Origin of the sequence: Enterobacter sp. ODB01, from assembly GCF_001623605.1 — a bacterium.
Lineage (GTDB): Bacteria > Pseudomonadota > Gammaproteobacteria > Enterobacterales > Enterobacteriaceae > Enterobacter > Enterobacter kobei.
Genome location: NZ_CP015227.1, coordinates 3,882,667 through 3,902,642 on the forward strand (window position 1 = coordinate 3,882,667; position 19,976 = coordinate 3,902,642).

At 54.0% G+C, this 19,976-nt stretch carries 25 protein-coding genes; all 25 read right to left on the reverse strand.

Annotated elements, in window-relative coordinates; translation table 11 throughout:
• Nucleotides 1–13: 13 nt before the first annotated feature.
• The 25 genes from A4308_RS18425 to A4308_RS18545 all read right to left on the reverse strand — a co-directional run bounded on the left by A4308_RS18425 (nucleotide 14) and on the right by A4308_RS18545 (nucleotide 19,712).
• Nucleotides 14–2,491: a host specificity factor TipJ family phage tail protein gene (locus tag A4308_RS18425; protein WP_063308702.1), complete on the reverse strand. Its 2,478-nt coding sequence runs from the start codon at nucleotides 2,489–2,491 to the stop codon at nucleotides 14–16.
• Nucleotides 2,478–2,843, reverse strand: a complete 366-nt coding sequence (locus tag A4308_RS18430; RefSeq protein ID WP_063308703.1) for an NlpC/P60 family protein — start codon at nucleotides 2,841–2,843, stop codon at nucleotides 2,478–2,480. The genes A4308_RS18425 and A4308_RS18430 overlap by 14 nt, the downstream gene beginning before the upstream one ends.
• A 13-nt stretch (nucleotides 2,844–2,856) precedes the next feature.
• Complete coding sequence (locus A4308_RS18435; protein ID WP_063308704.1) at nucleotides 2,857–3,327, reverse strand: hypothetical protein; 471 nt, start codon at nucleotides 3,325–3,327, stop codon at nucleotides 2,857–2,859.
• The gene (locus tag A4308_RS18440; protein ID WP_063308705.1) at nucleotides 3,327–3,824 is read right to left on the reverse strand and encodes a hypothetical protein; all 498 of its coding nucleotides are present in this window, start codon (nucleotides 3,822–3,824) and stop codon (nucleotides 3,327–3,329) included. Before A4308_RS18440 ends, A4308_RS18435 begins: the two co-directional genes overlap by 1 nt.
• 41 nt (nucleotides 3,825–3,865) lie before the next feature.
• Nucleotides 3,866–4,093, reverse strand: a complete 228-nt coding sequence (locus tag A4308_RS18445) for a hypothetical protein (RefSeq protein WP_045135341.1) — start codon at nucleotides 4,091–4,093, stop codon at nucleotides 3,866–3,868.
• A gap of 10 nt (nucleotides 4,094–4,103) precedes the next feature.
• On the reverse strand, nucleotides 4,104–6,902 hold the full coding sequence (locus tag A4308_RS18450; RefSeq protein ID WP_063308706.1) for a tail protein (tape measure): 2,799 nt from the start codon (nucleotides 6,900–6,902) through the stop codon (nucleotides 4,104–4,106).
• 12 nt (nucleotides 6,903–6,914) lie between these two features.
• Nucleotides 6,915–7,586: a DUF6246 family protein gene (locus tag A4308_RS18455; RefSeq protein ID WP_063308707.1), complete on the reverse strand. Its 672-nt coding sequence runs from the start codon at nucleotides 7,584–7,586 to the stop codon at nucleotides 6,915–6,917.
• 57 nt (nucleotides 7,587–7,643) lie between these two features.
• Nucleotides 7,644–8,387: a phage tail tube protein gene (locus tag A4308_RS18460; RefSeq protein ID WP_063308708.1), complete on the reverse strand. Its 744-nt coding sequence runs from the start codon at nucleotides 8,385–8,387 to the stop codon at nucleotides 7,644–7,646.
• A 63-nt stretch (nucleotides 8,388–8,450) separates the two neighbouring features.
• The gene (locus A4308_RS18465; RefSeq protein ID WP_063308709.1) at nucleotides 8,451–8,834 is read right to left on the reverse strand and encodes a phage tail termination protein; all 384 of its coding nucleotides are present in this window, start codon (nucleotides 8,832–8,834) and stop codon (nucleotides 8,451–8,453) included.
• Nucleotides 8,831–9,295, reverse strand: coding sequence for a hypothetical protein (locus A4308_RS18470; RefSeq protein WP_063308710.1), 465 nt, complete (start codon nucleotides 9,293–9,295; stop codon nucleotides 8,831–8,833). The genes A4308_RS18465 and A4308_RS18470 overlap by 4 nt, the downstream gene beginning before the upstream one ends.
• 2 nt (nucleotides 9,296–9,297) lie before the next feature.
• On the reverse strand, nucleotides 9,298–9,654 hold the full coding sequence (locus A4308_RS18475; RefSeq protein WP_016245422.1) for a hypothetical protein: 357 nt from the start codon (nucleotides 9,652–9,654) through the stop codon (nucleotides 9,298–9,300).
• A complete protein-coding gene (locus tag A4308_RS18480) occupies nucleotides 9,654–9,827 on the reverse strand; it encodes a hypothetical protein (RefSeq protein ID WP_057060243.1) in 174 nt (57 codons plus the stop codon). Before A4308_RS18480 ends, A4308_RS18475 begins: the two co-directional genes overlap by 1 nt.
• Entirely contained in the window at nucleotides 9,827–10,207 is a 381-nt protein-coding gene (locus tag A4308_RS18485; RefSeq protein WP_014883998.1) for a DUF7370 family protein, read from the reverse strand. Before A4308_RS18485 ends, A4308_RS18480 begins: the two co-directional genes overlap by 1 nt.
• Before the next feature lie 2 nt (nucleotides 10,208–10,209).
• Nucleotides 10,210–10,575, reverse strand: a complete 366-nt coding sequence (locus A4308_RS18490) for a hypothetical protein (protein ID WP_014883999.1) — start codon at nucleotides 10,573–10,575, stop codon at nucleotides 10,210–10,212.
• A 9-nt stretch (nucleotides 10,576–10,584) separates the two neighbouring features.
• Nucleotides 10,585–11,682, reverse strand: a complete 1,098-nt coding sequence (locus A4308_RS18495; protein ID WP_014884000.1) for a major capsid protein — start codon at nucleotides 11,680–11,682, stop codon at nucleotides 10,585–10,587.
• Between the two features lie 9 nt (nucleotides 11,683–11,691).
• The gene (locus A4308_RS18500; RefSeq protein WP_014884001.1) at nucleotides 11,692–12,126 is read right to left on the reverse strand and encodes a hypothetical protein; all 435 of its coding nucleotides are present in this window, start codon (nucleotides 12,124–12,126) and stop codon (nucleotides 11,692–11,694) included.
• Nucleotides 12,127–12,129: 3 nt separating this feature from the next.
• Nucleotides 12,130–13,518, reverse strand: coding sequence for a DUF2213 domain-containing protein (locus A4308_RS18505; protein WP_014884002.1), 1,389 nt, complete (start codon nucleotides 13,516–13,518; stop codon nucleotides 12,130–12,132).
• 69 nt (nucleotides 13,519–13,587) lie between these two features.
• Nucleotides 13,588–14,067, reverse strand: coding sequence for a hypothetical protein (locus tag A4308_RS18510; RefSeq protein WP_063308711.1), 480 nt, complete (start codon nucleotides 14,065–14,067; stop codon nucleotides 13,588–13,590).
• A gap of 45 nt (nucleotides 14,068–14,112) precedes the next feature.
• Complete coding sequence (locus A4308_RS18515; protein WP_063308712.1) at nucleotides 14,113–15,114, reverse strand: phage minor head protein; 1,002 nt, start codon at nucleotides 15,112–15,114, stop codon at nucleotides 14,113–14,115.
• Complete coding sequence (locus tag A4308_RS18520; RefSeq protein WP_063308713.1) at nucleotides 15,041–16,510, reverse strand: DUF1073 domain-containing protein; 1,470 nt, start codon at nucleotides 16,508–16,510, stop codon at nucleotides 15,041–15,043. The genes A4308_RS18515 and A4308_RS18520 overlap by 74 nt, the downstream gene beginning before the upstream one ends.
• A 12-nt stretch (nucleotides 16,511–16,522) precedes the next feature.
• Nucleotides 16,523–17,821 carry a PBSX family phage terminase large subunit gene (locus tag A4308_RS18525; protein WP_063308714.1) on the reverse strand — a complete coding sequence of 433 codons (1,299 nt, stop codon included), beginning with the start codon at nucleotides 17,819–17,821 and terminating at the stop codon, nucleotides 16,523–16,525.
• The gene (locus A4308_RS18530; protein WP_063308715.1) at nucleotides 17,805–18,272 is read right to left on the reverse strand and encodes a DUF2280 domain-containing protein; all 468 of its coding nucleotides are present in this window, start codon (nucleotides 18,270–18,272) and stop codon (nucleotides 17,805–17,807) included. Before A4308_RS18530 ends, A4308_RS18525 begins: the two co-directional genes overlap by 17 nt.
• Nucleotides 18,273–18,303: 31 nt before the next feature.
• Complete coding sequence (locus A4308_RS18535) at nucleotides 18,304–18,942, reverse strand: putative metallopeptidase (RefSeq protein ID WP_063308716.1); 639 nt, start codon at nucleotides 18,940–18,942, stop codon at nucleotides 18,304–18,306.
• Nucleotides 18,943–18,945: 3 nt separating this feature from the next.
• Complete coding sequence (locus A4308_RS18540; protein ID WP_063308717.1) at nucleotides 18,946–19,152, reverse strand: hypothetical protein; 207 nt, start codon at nucleotides 19,150–19,152, stop codon at nucleotides 18,946–18,948.
• Nucleotides 19,153–19,262: 110 nt separating this feature from the next.
• Entirely contained in the window at nucleotides 19,263–19,712 is a 450-nt protein-coding gene (locus A4308_RS18545; RefSeq protein ID WP_023150211.1) for a hypothetical protein, read from the reverse strand.
• Nucleotides 19,713–19,976 lie beyond the last annotated feature (264 nt).

Sequence of the window (19,976 nt, forward strand, 5' to 3'; positions counted from 1 at the left end):
GTCGGGACGGTTCTTATTGATAGATGGCGTCGCTGTATTCCGCGACTGTAAGAGATACCGTGTTATCGGTGTTCGGCTTGATGCTGTTGACTGTCCATAGCTGACTGTCCAGCTCCTCCACTGTCGCAATGAGATAGCGTGACGGGAGCTGCACAGTGTCTCCGTTCCATATGTTGAGCTGAATATTGGGTATTGCCGCGGTGAATCCATATTTCGTGTCGCTGCGAGCCGTAGCCGGGTAACGCAGTGTCGGGTTGCCCAGGCTGTCGGTCACCAGCACATACATTGAACCGGTAAACACGATCGGCTCGCTGGTATCGAAATTATTCCCGGCACGGCCGGTAATGTAGCCTTGCTGCTGATTACTGTCGTAGATATCCGGCATCTGAATGACGCTGCCTACCTGGATAATGCCGTCCTCAAACACTTTGACGTTCATCTTCACCCTGGAGTAGATCAGGCGTTTAGTTTCGCGCAGCGCGCGCTCCCGTGCCTGGTACTCGTTGCGAAAGCCGACAATCTCAAGCTTGTTCGGGTTCTCAGCTTCCTGCTCGACGATAGAGCCGTTCAGGACCCGGTAGTTAATGTACGTCTTGTTGTTCGTGGTTGGGTGAACGTAGGACACCTGCACGCCGTCGTAGCCGCCAGGCAGCGTGGCTTCGTACGTCATTTTGTACTCGTCCGTCTTCATGTTGGCCCGGTTGAATACGGCCGCCGGGTAATCAACTTTCTGATCCCTGGTGAACGTCAGCACGCCGTCATCCCAGTACGCCACCACTGAAGCCGCATTGCAGATCGCCTGTACACGGTCGCCCAGCGAGTCATTCTCATCGTCAAACGTGTAGTCGAAGTAACCCAGCCGTTCATCAGGCAGGCTTTCGGCGATTGAGTACAGTCCGTACAGGTCAATGCTGCTTACCGGCTGCCCACCCATGATGAGCCAGGTATGCGCCACCGCATCAGCGAATGAGCGCGACGGACGCAGCGTGTAATCCACCGTCTGCGTGTCCAGGTCGTATGTGATGGTGTGGCGGGTCACCAGAGCGTTATATTTGCGCTCACGGCTGCCCAGGGCGTTCTCTGTCGCCCTCACCTTCACTCGTACCAGGGTGTCTGTCTGGTGAACGACATTCGTCCGGATGTTGATGCTGTGGATCTCTTCAACCTTCAGAAGGCTGGCATCGCTGGAGTTATCTGTGCGCTGGAAGCTGACGGCGTATTTCCCGAAGCCGCCAGACGGCGTAATTTTGTCAGTGCGGTAGAACACCTCACTTGTGGAATCATGCGGAGTCGTCTGCCGGTATGTGAAAGTCTGCTGCGTACCAGGAACCTGGTTGTAGTCGTCGTCGATCTTCCAGATGACAACTTTCCAGTTGGTCTCCTTCTTTGGTCCAAGGCTGGATTGAGTGTGCAGCCATAGCTGCGTCGACTCGACCGGGGAGAAGAACGGGCCGACAACCAGCGCCTCGTTATCGTTCAGGATGAATTTTGTGGTGTTGATCGTTGCATTCGCCGGGATGTCCTGCGGACCCTCCAGCTGGTTCATCGTAAACGTGTACCAGCGCACCGGGTTAACAACCGCGCCGTCGTTTGTTTCAACGGCGGAGATCAGCGTGCCGGAGAATGTAGCATCGGTAGTAACGGTTCCGGAGGCCGTGCTGTACGTCACGTTAATGGTGAAAGTCACCGCGTGCGGCAGCACCAGCCCCATGAAATAGTCAAACTCAGACTGCTTGACGATTTTCATCGCTATCTGTCCGCCGGAATACGTTCCGCTGACAACCGTGTTTGCCGTTGCTGTTTCTATCGGGAAGTCGCTGGCTTCGTTCTGACCGGGAACTTCCTGACCGTCAACGTCATCGAATCCGTACCCCTCAACGATCTGCGGGATAACTTCGCCAGGCTGGAAGAACTGGAATTCAGCGCCTGCCAGAGAGCCCAGGCTTGATTCTGAGTAGCGCACGGACTCGTAATCGTATTTGCCGATACCAATGCACATCCACTCTGTAACGTACTTTAGGCCGCCGTCGGTGGACGTCTGGTGCACGTATTCGAATACCGACTCCTGAATCAGATCCGGGAAAGAGCGAATCTGCCCGTAAATGTCCGGTTTTGCCTTATAGACACGAGCGGTGTTTGTCTGACCGGTCAGGCTATTGTTCGGCGAGTCGACAGAATTTCCACCGGTGTTTGCGATGGCCGGTTTCGGTGCAAGGAACGAAAATACCTGACCAACCACTTTGAAGATCGGGCTGAGGATGTCGCCGACAATACCCTTCGGCTGGTCGAATATCTGAACGTGGTCCAGCTCGCTCAGCTCAAACGCCAGCTCATCATCGTCGCCGAGTTTTACGCCGTTGCGGACGATTAGCAGATCACGGTGAAAGGTGGCGTCATTGGCCGCCAGCCAGTCATAAAAAAGGGTGCCGTTTGGCACCATGCAACGCAACTTAGGCGTTCCTGGAAAATTCGATATCTCAACCAGCGCCATAAGAAAAATACTCCACTTTGGTGAATGCCCGCTGAATGACCAGCAACGAGTCCATGCGCACGCTTCCGTTTTCCCCTCGCGCATGAATGGCTTTTCGGTTCAGCACCAGGCCAACATGCGCCGGTTGCGCGCCGCGGTACCCGACGAATATCCCGCCCTCGACAGGTTTATCGACCTGGCGCCAGAAAACGACGTCACCCTGATAGCAGGTAAAGAAGTCCTCACCGGCTTCGTAACCCGGCGTCTGGTGCAGTTCAATGCCGAGAACGTGCCGGTAATACAACACGCACAAGCCCCAACAATCCACCTTATCGAACGAGCAGGCCCGGTTAGCCCACGGCACGCCGATCATCCTGCTGATAAAATCAGAGGTACTGAAGTCCCGTGTACTCGACTGGATCATAAAGGCGACCAATATTGTTATTCAGAGGGTTGGTGACGGAGAGCGTGACCGATGCAGCATCAGCATCGATATCCACCGTCTTGACGTATAACTGCCAGGACTTAATCGGCACCGAAACGTCGCCGCTGTCGAAGATCTGCCTTGTGGCCGTGATAGCTGTCAACCTAGCGGCCCCCTTCCACTGTTTCATCAGCGCTTTGATATCCGACGACAACCGGCCTAACTTCACCGTCGCGTCGATCACCGGCGTGCCGCTCTGCTGACTCTCTTCGATTTCAAAGCGCGCTGGCGTGTACGTCTGGCCGCCTAGCGTCTTCGCAAAGAACTGCTTGTCGACCAGGCGGACATAGCCAAAGGATGGATGGTAGAACGTGATGGTATCGTACAGACCGCGCGTCGGGCGCTGCTGCTTATAAGCTCTGAAGGTAGGCATTACGGCACTCTCGGTAAAGATTCCGGGTCGCGCCCGTCAGGATAACCAGTGACAACGATATCCAGCCACGAATCCCACGGCGGCGGCAGCTCAACAATGATGTCGTCGAATTCGTCGTCGGCGTTGTAGAGATGGTTCGCAATAACTGTCCCCGTCCAGGTCACCGACCCGCCATCGATGCTGGTTTGCACCGGCATCTGCGTGAAGTGAAGCTCCTGCAGCTGCAGGCCGCTGCCGCCCAGATTGATATTCATCCGGAACCAGTTCAGGCCCCGGTTGAGATAGTTCGGGCTGCGTAGCCATTGCTGGAATGCTCGCTCCTGCGCCAGGGTGAAAATCCACGTCAGTGACCAGGTCACTTTCAGGTCATCAGTAAGGTTCTGGAAGATAGCCGGGCCGACCGCTGGCTGATCGGTCTGGAACCCGGTATCGAGCGTCATGTTTTTGCTGGCTTTCTGCGCCAGCGGCAGCCAGTCGGGATAGTCGATAATTGGCATCTAAACTCCAGGCATTAAAAAACCCGCCGAAGCGGGTTTGATTATTCAACGGACCGTGGACCAGATGGCGTATCGTAAACATTGATTTTTATATCAACGATATCGCCATTATTGGTAAATTCCAGGTCCTCTCCAGCAGGAGCAATGCCTTTGATGATAGAGCCGTCCTTGAGAGTAAATACAAACTCTACTGCCCTGTTCGGATAAAGCTTATGAGGCTTGCCTATCTCTGTTGGTATTGATTGCACATCGTTTGGCTCAATAACCACGCATATCTCCTTATAACTGACCTCGAGGTGTTCGTTTCGCAGTTGTATTGCCAGTAATAGCCTGCGATATAGGACCTCCATTATTCAAGTCAGCAATAATGGCATCCACGGTTATTGTACCATCTCCGTTATTAGTAGCCTGAGCGTCAAATGTGGCACTCGTCATATTCTGTACGTTGATTATGACGCTCACACCGCCGCCTACAGTCATATCCTTGTTGCTGATCACCTTGCCGTTGTCGCCCGGTATCATGTACTGCTTACCGGTACTGGCCTGGTAAATCTCCGGCATCCCGCCTTCACCTACCTGGTACATTCCGCCAGCAGTAACCGGGCCTCCATTTTTACGCTTGCCCAGCAGGTTAGCACCAATAACACCAGCTACCGCGCCGAGACCGATAGCCGCAGCCGTACCCATCGAAGCAATCGAGGACAAGATGGCTGCCGGAGTCCATGCTGCGGCCGTCGTTGCTGCCGCTGCTGTACTGGTCGCCGTCTGCGTGGCTACCGCTGCCGTCTGTACGGCCGTAACAGTGCCTATGGCTGCCGTTTGTGCGGCCTGTCCCATGATGGCAGACTTCACCCACTCAATACCCATCTGGACGAATGAGTTAACCACGCTGTTCAGTACTGTCATGCCGATACTGCGCATTGCGTCACTGGCAGACATGCTGCCTGTGATGATTCCTGTCAGCGCGTTACTGGCAACCGAACCAAGTGAATCAAAGGCTGCCGCAGTTGCCTGTGTTGCCGCGTTCTGCTGCGCCCATTCTTCCCACATGGCTGCCATTCTCTTCTGACGGTACTGATCTTCAATTTGCGCACGAACGGCCTCAACCTCAGATATTTTTTGAGGATAAAGCGCAGCGTACTGATTTAGTTGCTCCATCTGAGTGCTAAATGAGCTATCCACTGCGGCAACTGGAGAAACTACCCCTTGGATTTGTTTAAAGCCCTGACTAGCTTCTTTTCTTTTTTGGATAGAGATGGCTGCTTTTTCGTTAGCTTCTCCCAGCGCTTTAGCTTCCTCCATTTGCTGCTGAGTGGCTGAGCTTCCTAGGGATTGCTGCGCTCTTAACCCCGCCTCCTCTATTCTGCGTTTCTCGATTGACTCTGTTGTGAGGTCTGAGGCTGCGCGAAGGTTGGCAAGTTTTTGCGCTATAGACTCATCAGCTCGTTCGGCGCTCTTGGTAGCTGATGCGCTTTCCCTTGCTGCTTTGGCGTTGTCTTTTGCGGCCTGAGAGTTAGCCTCTTGTTGTTTATATGTCTGGAGTCGGACGTTGTAGTAATCTCGGAATGCTTTAGTGCCTGCTTTGATTCCTTGATTTTCTGCATCTCGCCACGCCTGAGCCTTTAACTTCTCATCTCCAGTTTGCCTGGTGATGAATAGCTCCTGCTGAGCTTGTTTAAGCGCTCTGTCCTGACTGGATGTCAGGCTGTCAGTCATTTCTCTAAGAGCTTTTAATCGCATCGACGCATCTGCGCTTGTCGCCGCAATTTCAAGCAATCTTGCTGCATACTCGCGAGCGGTTTTGGCCCCTGAAGATTGCCCGTCGCCAACACGCTGAAGGGTAACGATCAGCTCATTTAATTTCGCATCCGATGGATTTTTTGCGATATCAGACAGCTGTTTTGCGAACTCATAAGCCTGCTGGTCAGTTAGGTCAAATTTACTGGCTAACGCGCCAACAGTTGCCATGATGGACTGCATGGTTGTCTGCCCAGCCTGTCCTGATGCCGCAGCTTGCTTCATTGCCTGGCTGAAATCATTTGTGGTAATGCTCAGCGTAGACAGGTAATCATTAAACAACTTAACGCTCGCATAACCACCACCAAGTGATGATATCAACGAATCACCAAAGCCTATGAAATCCTTAGATGCCTTCTGTACTTCACTTGATACTTTCCCAAGCGCAGCTTGAAGTTCAAGCTCCGCCTGCTGACGCATCAGAGTGGCCACTTGAATATTCACCCTTGCTAAGGCTGCATACTTATCTGAAAGTGCACCAACGCCGTTTTGTGAAAGAGTAATCACCTTATCAGTAGACTCGATGGCGTCTTTAAGGGCGTCAACCGCACTCTTCCCATTACCAAGAGATGCAACAAAGGTTCCGGCAATAACGGAGCTAAGCGCTATTATGGCGCCAACCACGGCACCGCCAGGGCCAAATGCGCCAGCTAGTTGCGAGCCCTGCTGAGCGAACGCCACCAGCGCAGACTGGCCGCCCTGCACCTGCACGATGAAGTCCTGCACCTGGTATCCAGCCTGCTGCATACTGGTTTTCCAGTTGCCAGTGCCCTTTGCGCCATTTTCAACGCCAGTCTTCATGTCATACAGGCGACCAGTAAGCTCGCCGATTTTCTGCTTTTCTTCGTCTGTCGCTTTCGACCCGGCACGCAACTGCGCAGCCAGAACTGCGGCACTACGCGCGCCATTTTCCTGCGCTTCGTCCAGTACCGCCAGCTGGTTACCCAGCGCCTCGATGATGGACTCTGCACGACTGAATTCACTGCTCGCACCGCCGGTACCGCTGCGGGCCTCTTCCATAGCGCGGGCAATGCCGCTAACGTTGGTGTTCAGCTTGCGAAGCTGGTTGTCCATGGAGTTGGCATAACCAGCCAGTTCAGTAAATGCGGACCCGGTCTGGGATGCGCTCTGATCAAGGTTATCCATTCCCTTGCCGGACTGCTGGGCTGCAGCATCCAGTTTATCCAAAGCATCAATGGCCTGTTTCCCGCCCTGCAGCAGCGGTTCAACGTCGGCGCTGATTTCATAAACGATGCTACCGGCGTTCTTCTCACCTGCCATGTCATTCTCCGGTTATTGCTTTGCTTTTGCCCTGCGTGCGGCCTGTTTAGCCAGGTACTCGTCGGCGATGCTGTCGTACTCTTCGCGAGTGAAGCCTTTCTGGTCAGGGTATTTCGCCGCCAGCAGCATCTGGAATTCGGTCATCGTTAACTGAGAGGCTTCGGCGCGGTTCATTTCAAAGTGGCTGCGTGCGGCACTGATGTAGTCGAAGGCTTTAAACTCAGTAGTTCTTTCGCCTGTTTCATGGCGCTGCAGCTGGCGAACCTTTGCCTTTCCGACGACGCCGTGCTGCATGAGGTGCTGCGCCAGCACGATAATGTCGTTCTTCGGCATCTGGCCCGGGCGGTAGACGACGCAGTGCCGCCACCCTTTCCACTCGCCGATCATCGGTGTCAGGTCATCATCGCAGCACGCCTGAAGCACCAGCATGCACGTTGATAAAAGCTTCTCAGCAGCGCGATTGAATGATGGAGAAAGCCATTCAGGAAAGCGTCCCAGTGTGCCAGCGCACACCTCAATGAGCTGAGCGACATCATTGCCGTGGATGGTGGCGTACACTTGCACAATCTCTTCCGGAGTGCCGATCCTGGTCATGGCCTCAAATGAAGGCCGTAGCAGGTAATCTTTGCCTCCCTCACGGCTGTCGCTGATAGAGAGTTCACCAATATCGGTTAAAGCGGTCATAGGCATTCCAGTAAACGGTCATTATCAAGGGCAGCACGCCGCCCTTTGGAATGTCCGTTAGGTAACGGTAACCGTATGCACGGCCACAAAGTTGCCATCTACGGTGTTGATGATGATCTGCGCGCTGCCGGTGGCGACGCGCGTCACGGTAACGGTGTTGCCGGAGGCGGTAGCTGTTGCCTTGGTCGCATCGGTAGTCGCTACAGTGAAGTCTTTGTTGGTAGCGCCGGTTGGCGCGATGTTCACCGTGAAGGTGCTGGTACCGCCTGCCGTGCCGGTGCTGGTTGTCGGGGTTACCGTCACGCCAGTCACCGCAACCGCAGTGATTTCGTTCACTTCGATGGTGCTTGCGTCCCCGACTTTGAACTCGGTAGAGAACGTGACGATGTCATTTGTGCCGCCGTCAGAGCTCAGCGCGGTGATGTTCATGTAGCCGATGAATTCAACCGGACCATATTCCATTCGCACCCAGATGCCCGTTTGACGCTTGGCAGCAAGCTCGTCAGCAAAGTACTTAATGAATTTGCCGACGCCGTACTGATCCAGTTTGTCCTTCTTGCGCACTTCCCCTTCAAAACTGAAGGTCAGATCACTGTTGGTGATGATGGTCTCGACATAGCCGCCGCCGTCATCCGCATCAGAGGTAACCGAGTTCGGGTTGAAGTCGAAGCCTTTCGACGTACCAGCAGCCAGCGCCTTCCACTCACTTTCCAGTGGTTTGACGTCCGGGCAGCCATCGGCGACTTCCAGCACGACCGCACCGCCGAACAGGCGCTCGTTCGAGTTCTGGCAATTAGCCATGTGAAACTCCTCTTTGACGTATAAAAGAAAACCCGCCGGAGCGGGTTATTTGGTTGGGAATGGCTAGTCGCCAAACGTGCAGGCAAATTGCAATCGGAAGACTATTCGCCCTTCTTCTGTGAGCACCGGCGCGGGAATTGCGCCCATGTTCTGGATGTAGCCGACACACTCGTCAGCCATGGGGTTGTCCTGGACGTAATCGACGATGCGCTGCACGGCGTTAAGCGCGTCTTTGCGCTTATCCTTCGCGCCGACAACGTCAACCAGGACGTGGTATTCAGAGCCAAGATTGGTTCGGATATTCGATCCGCCATTTGGCCTGAACACCATGACCGCCTTCGACAGGTCGTCCGGGTCGTCATACATCAGCTGCTGCACCGTGAAACCGGTAGTTAGCCCGGCATCGCCGAACATGTTGCGCACCCGCTCGTGCATCATGGGTGTCATAGCGAAAGCTCCTTGCGCATCACCGCGTCAACGTTATCTCGCTCGTCATTCGCGCCTTTGGTCAGGAATTGCGGCTCACCATGCGGATCCCAGTAGTTGCCCTTTCCGGTGCCGCCGCCGAACTCTTTCGGTTTCTGCGGACCGAACTCAGATCGGTTACTGGTCACGCCGAAGTGCGCGCGCGGCTGGCCTTTCAGCTTTCCTGACGCTTCGTGCACGTACGCGGCATAGTTGGCTGAGTAGCCGATGCGCCCGGTGATGAGCACGCCGCCCGCGTCGATTTCCCGGAACTGGCTGTTAATCAGCGTGGAGGTGTCGATCGGGGTGTAATAGGCCGCCCGGGCACCGATAAGAATCATCGCTGACTGTAGCGCGCGAATTACCTTTCGGCCCTTAACGTCGTTGATGACATCGTTCAGGTGCTTCTTCGCCTGGCTGATGCCCTTCACTTTGATGCCCATGGCTACACTCCCGTAATTATCGCCCAGTCATCTTCCAGACCGTCGAGAGTGTCGTTCCAGCGCGTCACGTGACGAACCTCATCGGCACCTGCCACGACCGGGTCTGTTTCAGTGCTCACACCAATCAGAATGTAATCGCCCTCATCTGCCAGAGCGTAAGCCGTGAAAAAGGTGTTTTTTACGACAACCTCTTTACCGATGGAGCCGAGCTTTGCTGACAGGCCGCCGATGTAGTCGCACATGATGGTTTCAGGCGGCTCGTATGGGTCGACAGGATCTCCCCACTCGTCATTACCGCCTGCGCCCTTGCGCCATATCGTGCACGGCTTGTTGTATGACCATGAAGCAGTAGACGACATCAGCCCTCCTTCCAACGCAGCACCTTCGCGCCAGTCGCCCGGATGCGCGGGCAGTTGATGAACCACTCGCCATCCGATTTCACGTAGCCGGTAGTCTCCCGCCCGGTGTCGGTCATCACCCAGACGCGGACGAATGAGCGCGGAAGGCCGTGCTTAACTGATTTGTACGTCATCAGCAGCCCCCGACCACCAGGAAAAGGCCCACGCTGTTACCTGCGCTGATTGGCAACTCACTGGTGCAACCGCTGGTATCGAGACGGGCCAGCGAGTCGCGCAGCCATGTGATGCTGTCGTCGCCATATTCAAACGAACGGGACGCACCAGACGGTGCACCCTGCGATTTGATGCGGCGCGCACCGGAAGACGTAGCCATCAGCGCGGCGGCATACATCAGGATCAGCTTCGCGTTGCACTCGTCATAACCAGCACCATCAAGGCACGGGATAATTTTGTTGACCGCGCAGAGAATCGGATCCAGCAACGCCATGGGAATGGTGTAACCCAATTCACCGAGGTACGCCTGCACGTCTGCCGCTGTGATTGGGTCAGCCATGGTTATTTCGCCTTCTTGATTGCTTCCGCCAGTGCTGCTTCGGCTTCGTCAGCGCGTTTTGTTTCTGCTGCCAGCGCGTCGGCATGAGCCTTGTCTTTAGCTTCACCATCGGCGATTAGCTTTTGGTTCTGCTCCAGTGCGTCGGCGAGCTGCTTTTGCAGGTCAGACGAATCAACTGTGGGTGCTGAAGGTGTTGCCACCTCAAACACTAACTTCTCGCCTTTCTTCTTGTCTGTCTCCTTCGCCTTGCCTGTGTTAATCCAGCGCTCAGCTGTTGCATCGTCCACATCCACCACCGAACCAACCTCCAGTTTGCGGAGGTTGGCACCGGCGTGCAGGTTACTTGCCACGATTTCTACCAGTGCCATAATTTATCCTTAGCTTGATGCGTGAATTACGGAGTATTTGTTGTTGATGTCCTGCTTGACCATCAACCCCATTGCACCCCAGGTGCGCCAGATGTAGTCGCTGTTGTACTCCGGCCGCGGAGATGCAACGGTACCGATAGCCTGTCCGACGATTGGAGCGATGACGCCTGCACTCAGTGGAACGATGACGATTTCGTTACCTGTGAGCTGGCTGTCTTCTTTAATCGCTGCAACACCGGTCAGTTTCAGGATTTCATCCATGATCGTGCCGGACTGGAAGTTGTCGGAGAAGTAGCGTTCCAGGTTGGAGATGATTTCGCCGGATACATACCAGGTCTGCTCTGCATACTGATTGTTTACGCGACGCATCTGATCACGCAGTGCGATTGCTCCAGCGCGGATGTCCTGAGACGTTGCTGTGCCAGAGGTAAAATCGATGTTCAGGCCTGAAGCGCCAAGGTCGATCTGCGCTACGCGCTCATCGTCACGCAACCCTTTCCAGGTCAGACCGTCAAACACTGCGAAGTTGCCAGCTTTGTCGCGGAAGCCGTTGAAGATGTAGTCAACGTAACGACGCTGAACGTCTTCAACCGAACCACGCTGCGCATCAGCCTGCGATTGCAATGCCTGCGGGCTGTTGAAAATTGGATCACGCCATTCGAACTTAAAGCCCGAGTCGTGGATAGGCACCATGGTGCCATCGAAGGAATAGCTACGAGCATCGAGTGCCGCGCCGACCTGTCCGGACATGGAAGTGTGAGCCCAGCCGCGGCCACCGGTACGAGCGTAGTCGTAACGAGACTGTTCGATTCGAACGGAGCGAGAAAGCGGCATTAGATCGTTCAGCAGAGTGAACTCGGTATTCGGCTCGAACTGCTGAAGAACAGTTGTGTCGAAAGCGCGATACAGGCGACGAATATCGTCAACTGCGTTCACCGCATCGAGATAAGGAGCGTTTTCTGCATCGCCACGGAACTGAGTGCGCGCCAAGAAATCCGCTGCTGCCTGAGCACTGGCGTTTCGCTCAATTTCAAGAGCGCGCCATTGCGCCTGATTTACCGCGAGGTTACCGGTCTTTTCACCGATAGACTTGGAGAATACAAACATATCCGCTCCTTATTTGATTACGACACGAAGCAGATCACCTGCCGCCGCTGTGTATGATTTGTCTTCCTCGACGTAGCAGCGCACTGACTCATCGCCAGCAGCCACCTTGACTCGACCATTTGCAATAGAGAGCGCCTGTCCCTTGGTGTAGGTGCCGGTTGCTGCACGAACGTTTAAGAACATGCCGGGCAAAGGTTGAATGCCTACCACCAGCTCGCCAGCAGGAATAGGGTCATCCACTGACAGGCAGCGCAGATAGTCTTTGTTGGCCACGTAGAGAATTGCAGCTTCATTACCATCAACTGAGGCCGTGAATTTGTCCGTTGCGCTGAAGAAGCCAATGGTTCCAGGAGGGGTTGATGCCGCAGCTGCGCCTTCACGGTTAAGAAGCGGATTGGGGAACACGCCGCCGGCGTGGATGATATGCTTTCCGTCTTTAGCCATTTTTTACTCCGGCATTTCGCTTACTGATTGGGTGTTCGTAGCCTGATGGCGGAATGCACCGTTCAGACCGAAAGATGTGTGGCACTTGGCGTACATGGCGTCGAGCGCCTTTCCGTCAAGATCTGCGACTTCTTCATCGCTCATGTTCATCGCCAGCTTCACAGCCGCGCGCTTTTCGCCTTTCTCTTTGTCGGCGTTCGCGTTCAGGCTGTTGAAAACGACGTCCACGCGATCGGCAAGTTTCTGCGCCCACGCTGGCATCTCTTCGTTATTGGTGGCCTGCTCTTTTTTCTTGGGCTTGCCGGTTTCCGGGTCGATTTCTTCATCGCCTTTTTTCTTGGCGGTGGTTTCTTCGGCCTTCATCTGGTTGTATGCGTCCATCAGCTCGGCGTCGGACTTGCCTTCAGTCGGCTTACCAGCGGCTTGCAGCGCATTGATAATCAGTTCTTTCATCGGATCGTTCTCTCCGTTGGTTTTAATCTCGTACTCAGTGGGTTTGCGCACGACTTCTACAGGTTCGCCGACGAACACGGCCTTGCCGTCGTCATCGATGAGGTACTTCTGCTTCAGGTATTTGGTGTCATTGCGGTAGATGAAGCTGTCCGGCCACACCGTTTCAGGCCAAAGCCACTTATCTTCGGCGTCACCCTCGCGCAGCTTGTCGCTGATAGCGCGGGAGATGTCGTCGAAAGAGAAGTTAGAGGCATTGGTGAAGAAGAATTTGGTCTTGTTGATCAGGCCGTCGCGGGTGCAGTCGATACCATCAGCCAGGCGGGCAACTTCAATCTGTTGCTCATCGCCTTCTGAGTTAACGAAGATGCCCACTCCCTCTTCCGGGGTGCCGGCACCAGGCTCATCAAGTAACACCGCCACATGGTCAAACATCATGTTGGTGGCGATTTCGTTGTACTTTTTGCCCTTCGACTCGCCGTTGGCGGCGATACCGGAATACAGCAGGCCAGTGGATATGTGGATCGGGTCGGAGTTGGTACCGTCCAGCATCTCATCCAGGCGGTTAATCAGGCGCTTGCCCTTGTCGCTCGACTCGGCGTACTGGCGATTAACGTACATGTCGCCCGTTACCTTCCCGTCGTTGTGGCTGACGTTCTGCAGCCAGGCACCGACGTGGTACTCATTCACCGCTCTGACATCGCGCGCCGAAACATGCTTGCCATCCACTTTAGGGTGGCCCAGCGGCATCGGGTTACGCTCAAGCGTGTTGTAAGCCTTTTCGATTTCTGCTGCCGGGTACAACTTCCGGTTCATCACGATATCGTCCACGACAGGCGTGATGCCGCGAACCACGATATGTGGCTTGCCGTCGATGGTTTCAGTGGTGATGTTTGAAGCGGAGTTGACGACGGTCAGCACGTTAACGCGGTTGCGTTTCATGCTGGGTCCTCGATGGTGGATTTCAGGCAATAAAAAAGGCCGCCGTGGCGACCTTGAGTAATACGACTTTCATTTTCTAACGTTTAATCTGGCGATCAAAGTAGAGTGCACTTCATCAAAGAATGGACTCATGTTTACACGCCCGTCAATTTCATAACACTTCACTTCAGACGGTAGACCATCAGACTCGAAGAAATACTCATCACCGTTTCGCCTTACTTTGACGTTTATAAGTTTTGCAATTCTGATGTCTTCTGTTTCGGACGAGCAGAGATTTAATAGGATCTGGAAGCAAAGCTTACGGTCTTCCCTTGGCAGCGCTGAACCTGCATGGCTGATTATCTTTTTACTGTTTTGATCATACAGCCCAGTTGTCACTACTGGTTCAAGATTGCCATGTCCGTTAATTACTTTTTCATCTTTTAAACCAAGGTATGATCTCAACTCTTCTTGAAAGTTGTGATAAACATCATAAAGCTTTCCCCAGTATAAATCTTCGGAGATAACAAGATCAGAAACAGCCATTCGCAATTCATCGTACTTTGACATTTGAACCTCCGTTTAATGAGATGCTCAAATGTAACACCATGTAATCTAATCTGTCTTCTTCCATTGTTGACGCTCTTTTTTCAGCTTATCCGCCAGGCCATCATTGAAAATGCTGCCGTCGTCGTTGAGCAGGGCCGGAATCTGGCTGCAGTAGCAGTTGTACCGGTTACCGTTCTCGGCGTAGAAGTCTCGCACCTCTTCGGTGGTGTAGACCTTCCCGTGACGGCTGGCGTGCCAGGTGCGCGTCGTTGGCTTGAGCGCTGACAGCCACAGAAGGCCGGTATTCAGCCCCAGCCTGTCAGCAGCCCAGTCCGTTTCGTTCCATTGTGCCTGCCGCAGCGCGCCGACCTGCTCAGTCTGAGCGATGGTCTTCGCCTTCGACATCGAAACGTCGAGTCGCTTGCTGATAACGCTGGCCGTCTCGCGAGGATTCACGCCGCGCGCTACCGCATCGGTGATGATGTTGGTCAAATCGCCACGGGCGGTGTCGCTGATGACCTTCCAGTCACTGAACGTTGTCAGCCTGGCCGCCGCCACCTGATTAAGGTGACCGGGGCTGCTTAAAAGCTGCTGGAGCGTCGTCTGGCTGGCGTACACCTGCGACTGCTGCGAGAGGTTGTTGAATGCCTCCAGCGTGCCGCGCTGCGCCTCAGCGACGACGTAATCCATCGCCCAGAGGTTTTGCTCGCCGCCCTCCAGCAGATGGTCATCGAGAATAGCCTGCACCGCTTCCAGCAGGCCAGCCAGTTCCTGCGACGACATGTCGTAGATGAACTTGCCGGCGTTTACCTGGTAGATCCGCACATCCTCGCCGTGGTCGTGGCAAAGGAAGTGCCAGTTATGGCTGTTTACCTCGCGCTCACGCCCGATCATGCGCTGGTCTAACAGCGTTTTCAGTGCGCGCTTAATGCCGAGATACCGATTCTCGATATCCCGGTACATCGCGGTAACCTGCTTTGCAGAGCGGGTAGGGTCAACCTTGCTGCGCGGAACTATCGGCAGGCCCACCTTTGCCGTCTGTTCTGGTGTCATCGGCCAGGGGATCATCGGTAGTCACCTTCTCATCCGGTTTTGGTGGTTCTTTTGGCTCCGGCAGCGGGTCAAGCCCAACCACTTCGCGCAGCTCATTGGCTGTAACAGGCGGCTCACCGCCATAGAAGCCAGTGGTTTTCTGCACAATGTCGGCAAGTTTCGAAGCGTTCTCAATCTTCTCTTTCTCGCCTGGCGCCAGCAGGTCGCTCCAAGAGATGGTTACCTCGCCCTTGGTCGGTGGGTCGATAATCCCAAGAGTCCAGAAGCGTTCCAGCAACGCGGTGATGCGGTCTGTCAGGAAGCCATTGCGGCGCGTGTTGCGGCGGATAGCCCAGTCCGTTTTATCCTCGTCGCTCGCCAGTCGCCCGGTCTGCTGACCGAACAGGATGGTGAACGGGATTTGCACAGAGGCGGCCAGTTCGTTCGCGGTGACTTCCCACGTCGGACCCGGGTCGCCGGGCGTAACGCTCAGAACGCGCATCTGCCCGGCCTGCATCACGGCGGCCGCATCGGTACCACGGTTAAGCTTGTTGACCTTGTCGCCCATCGCTTCGCCGAGATCGGCATAGCCAGCCTGTTTAGCCTGGTCCGCCAGCGTATTCATGTCGGTTTCTTTGCTGAATTCGACGGCAATCTGACGGCTGGCGTTCTTCAGGAAGCCCTCAGCGCCACCGCCGGAAATCTTCTCGATATCGAGGCCTTTGTTGAAACCAGCCTCCAGTAGCGGGATGCCGGACAGAACGTTGTCGTCTTCAGACCCTTCGCAGAACAGGATAACGCGGCTCGGGTGTACCGGTTCTCCGCGCATCGGCCCGACAAAAGGCTCATCACCGACCGGCTGCTCGTTGAAGTTGAACATCTTCGGCTGGCCGAACGTTTCAGACTGACGGTTGTTATCCCATTCCGCGACAGTTAACTGCGGCTCCCACACAGGAATAAGCTTTACCAAAGCAGACTCGCCCAGCGACTTCACAAGGTTGATATCGACTGGATCACTCCATGGCTTATTGTCTTTTACCTGCAGCAGGAGCGCGGAGTAACGCCCAACCATATTGCGGCGGTCAGCATCCTTCACCTTAGGCCACAGCTTCTTCATGAGCTTGGTGACTTTCTTTTCCCAGGCGTTTTTTTTCTCCGCTTCCTGCGCTTCATCACCGTCAACAATGACAGGATAGTCCTGCCAGCAACCTTCCAGCAGCCGATGCACCACAGCGAAGCCAGCGGCGTTGCGGCGGTACATGTTGTAGAAGTCGTTGAAGGTGATCTCACGCGGGTAGCCAAATTCCTGGTAAAGCGTCGGGCGCTTCGTGTTCCCACCACCGATGCCGATGGCATTCAGGTAATTTGCTCGCCTCATTTCAGTGGCGAGGTTGTTCACAGCCAGTTGAAGGCCGTTATCTTGTTCGCTCACTGGCGATGCTCCTTAGAAGAATACTGCGCCGACTTGCGCTTTGTGCTTGATGTACCCATCGAGACCGTACCGGACGCCATCCCAGCAGTGGTTATTTTTGTCTTCGATAACCGGCAGAACTTCGCCAGTGATACGGTCTGTTTTGTAAGAGTAAAGCCGCGCCTCTTTCGCTGTTTCTTTGCAGCGAGGATGGATGATGATCTTCTTAAACCCACGCAGGCAGGTGATGCCGTCCTCTACGCTACCCTGCCACTTCTGAGCGGCGGAGATATTGAACCCCTGCCCTTTGATGTGGCTGATAGTCTCAGGGCGGGAGTTGTCGGCTTTGATAGGCCATTTACGCGCTTCAGGGATGCCTGGGAATTTAGCCTCGTCTGTAACCTTCCAGTCGACAAGTTGCTTCGGCGTGGCGTCTGTTTTCCCGGCGTAGAACTTCCACATGTCGTCGAGCTCAACGCTGTTTCCGTAAGCCTCGTATTCGATGTAGAGGTTGTTATCCAGGATAAACATGCGAATAAGCGTGCTGGGGTCTTTTGCGAATCCGAAGTCTGCGCCGAACAACAGGCGCTCTGCTTTCTGCCAGAGGTCGTCTTCGAAGCTCTGCACGACGTATTTGTTAGCCAGCACCTGTTTATCGGAGTTTTCGAGGTAAGCGCCTTCCCAGATCCACGCATAGTCTGCGTAATCGAGGTTTGCCAGGTCTTCCTGCCTCTCCTCCTCGAGCACCGCAGGGAACCATGGATTGTCCACATAGTTCATCTCGACGATCATCGAGCTTTTTGGCGGGTTCTTTCTGAAGAGCTTATCGGTGGCGCTGCCGTCTTTCTCCGGGTTCCATGTGACCCATATCTCTGAGCCTTCTTCACGAACGGTCGGGCGTAGCTTTTTCCACGCAGTAGCGGATACAGACTCGGCCTCATCAACCCAGGCCACAAGAATGCGCGCTTTGGATTTGATGCTGTCGAGGTTATGGCGAAGACCACAGAATACGTAGCTGACTCTGCGGTTCTTTGTCCGGATGTATTTCTCGCCGATGTCGAAGTAATCATCAAGCCACGGAACGGAGCGAATGGCCTGCTTCACCTCCTCCATGGAGGATTCTTCCAGCGAGTTCATGTATTCGCGAGCGCACAGGATCACGCCGCTGATATTGGCCTCCGCCGCCTGGTAAGCCTTGACTGCGGTCATTAGTGCAAACGTGCGGGTCTTTGCAGAACCGCGCCCGCCATGAGCACCACGATAGCGGATGCCTTCTGTCGCGAATACGGGTACTAACTTGGCTGGTATCTGGAGGTCAACTTGGCTTTCCATTGGCTGGGTCAACTCCTACCAGGCGAATTGTCGTCGGTCTCGGTGACATGCTGCCGTCTGGGCTGGTGTGCTCGACCTTCTGTTTGTTGCTGTATGCGTCGCCAACCTCTTTGGCGGCCTGCTCCATCAGCGAAGCAGCCAACGCCATGTTTTTCATTCCCTCGGCGCGAGTCATCATCCGGTCAAGTGCACGGAGACGATATGCCTTGTTGGCGATCGGAATGTCGGCGATCTCATTCTGGAATCGTTTACGGGTGGCGTTGAACAGGTCAATCCACTTCTGGCTCAACTTGGCCGCCATTGCGTTGCCGGGCGTATATTGCGACACCTGCTGCCGTGAGACATCGATGCCGTATTCAGCCTTTACAAGCTCAATGACTTTTACCGGGGTCTCGTAGCAGGCGAGTGATTGAACGATGAAGGCTTTAACCTCTGTCGATAATGCTGCCACAGGCTACCTCCATGACAATCTGAATAAAGCGTTACGCCAGCTTCAACATGCACGTCCCGCATGACCTGGCTATATCGATGTGAGCCACTTCTGCTGGCGCATTGGCCGCATCAACGAGCTCCTGCACTTCTTTGCTGGCACCGTATCGACGTACAACACCAGTGAATTCTTCGACGTCGTGGCCGCGAAGTGTAAGCACTGGCTGCCCGGTCTCTTTGTTGAACTTCGGCGCGCCGAAATCATCGGTGGCCTGTGCGATGTGGTAAAGCTCATGCTCTACCAGTGCGCAGAACTCAAGGTCACTGCATTGTGAGCAGTAATCGGCTGCCAGCGTGATGATGAACTTCGGTATGCGCCCGAACCATTCATGCATCTGCTGTTCCATTCTGGCTTTCTGCCAACCACCGGCGCGGAACATTACCTGCTCTGCCTGACCGAGAACGTAACGCCCTTTCTTCGCGAATGAGTCAGACGCCCACATAAAGCAGAGGTCAGCTTCAAGCAGGTGCTCATGGTCAGGGTTGTGGATGCTTCCGGTATCACTGAAGATTTGTCGGTTTACCCACTCATGCACTTCATTGGCAGGTATCAGCCTGGTGTATGGCTGCAAGTTGTCGGAGGCGATGAAGTTAACTGGCGGATACGGCCTGCGCTCGTCATCGTTAACCATGGGTTACTCCGTTGTTTGTTCGGTCTGCTCTTCCGGTACCGGCGTGAACTCCACGCGCTTAACGTCGGCGGGAGCGAAATACAGCCACTGTCCCGTTTCCGTAGCCAGCGGCACAAAGCCGTTAACCAGCTCGGGTTGACGTCGTGACATCTTGCCTGTGAAGGTTTCGCCTGTTTGGGTGGTTAGCGTGATTTGGTAGATGTCAGGCATTGAGAGCCTCTTTATCCCCTACAAGGGATATTCAGGTGCTTATCCCTTAGAGGGGATAACCAATGTTATTGCCATTAAAAAACCGCCTTCAGGCGGTTAGATATAGCGATTTAAAATCTTGGTGCTATGCCATACTTCGGCGTCTTTATGTTCGCAGCCCAGACTTTGATATCGTTCTGAAGCAGCAAAGTGAAATCTGACTTGAGGTGGTTAACCATCTCATTGACCTTTTCGGCATCATTAACTGCAAAGTGCTCAATCCTGTTTGCCCCGACCGATACACACCTGTAAGTTGCAGGAACATCCTTCCCGTTCACATTAAGCAACTCCTTCTTATCTCCACAACTGCCATCGGACATATAGGACACCAGCATATTTGCTGCTCCCCTCCCGGGTTGAGAGATGCTTATCATGACAGGCAATCCCTCTGAGGTCTGCGTAATGTCGTAAAGCACTGCATCTTTCTGATACCAGGTATTGTATTCCCTTTCCTGAAAGGCTGAGTATGAGGGTGACGATATCGCCACCAGAAAAGCGATTGTAATAGATTGAATTTTCATCGGTTGTTATCGTTGTGTTTAGTTGAATTTATTATTCATATTGTGCTAAAAACAACAACAACCTAAGATTAATCCTACTATTTTTAGCGGTGCTAAAGTATCTTTTACCCAAAGTGAAGTACTCATTTATCTCAAACCATTACAGCATTATAAATGCCGATAATTTGCATTAAGTACAAATTTACCCCATGGAAAAGAAAAGAATCTGCAATAACTTCTCAATAAATTATCAGTACTCAAGAAAATCGCCCTTATTCTTAGTGA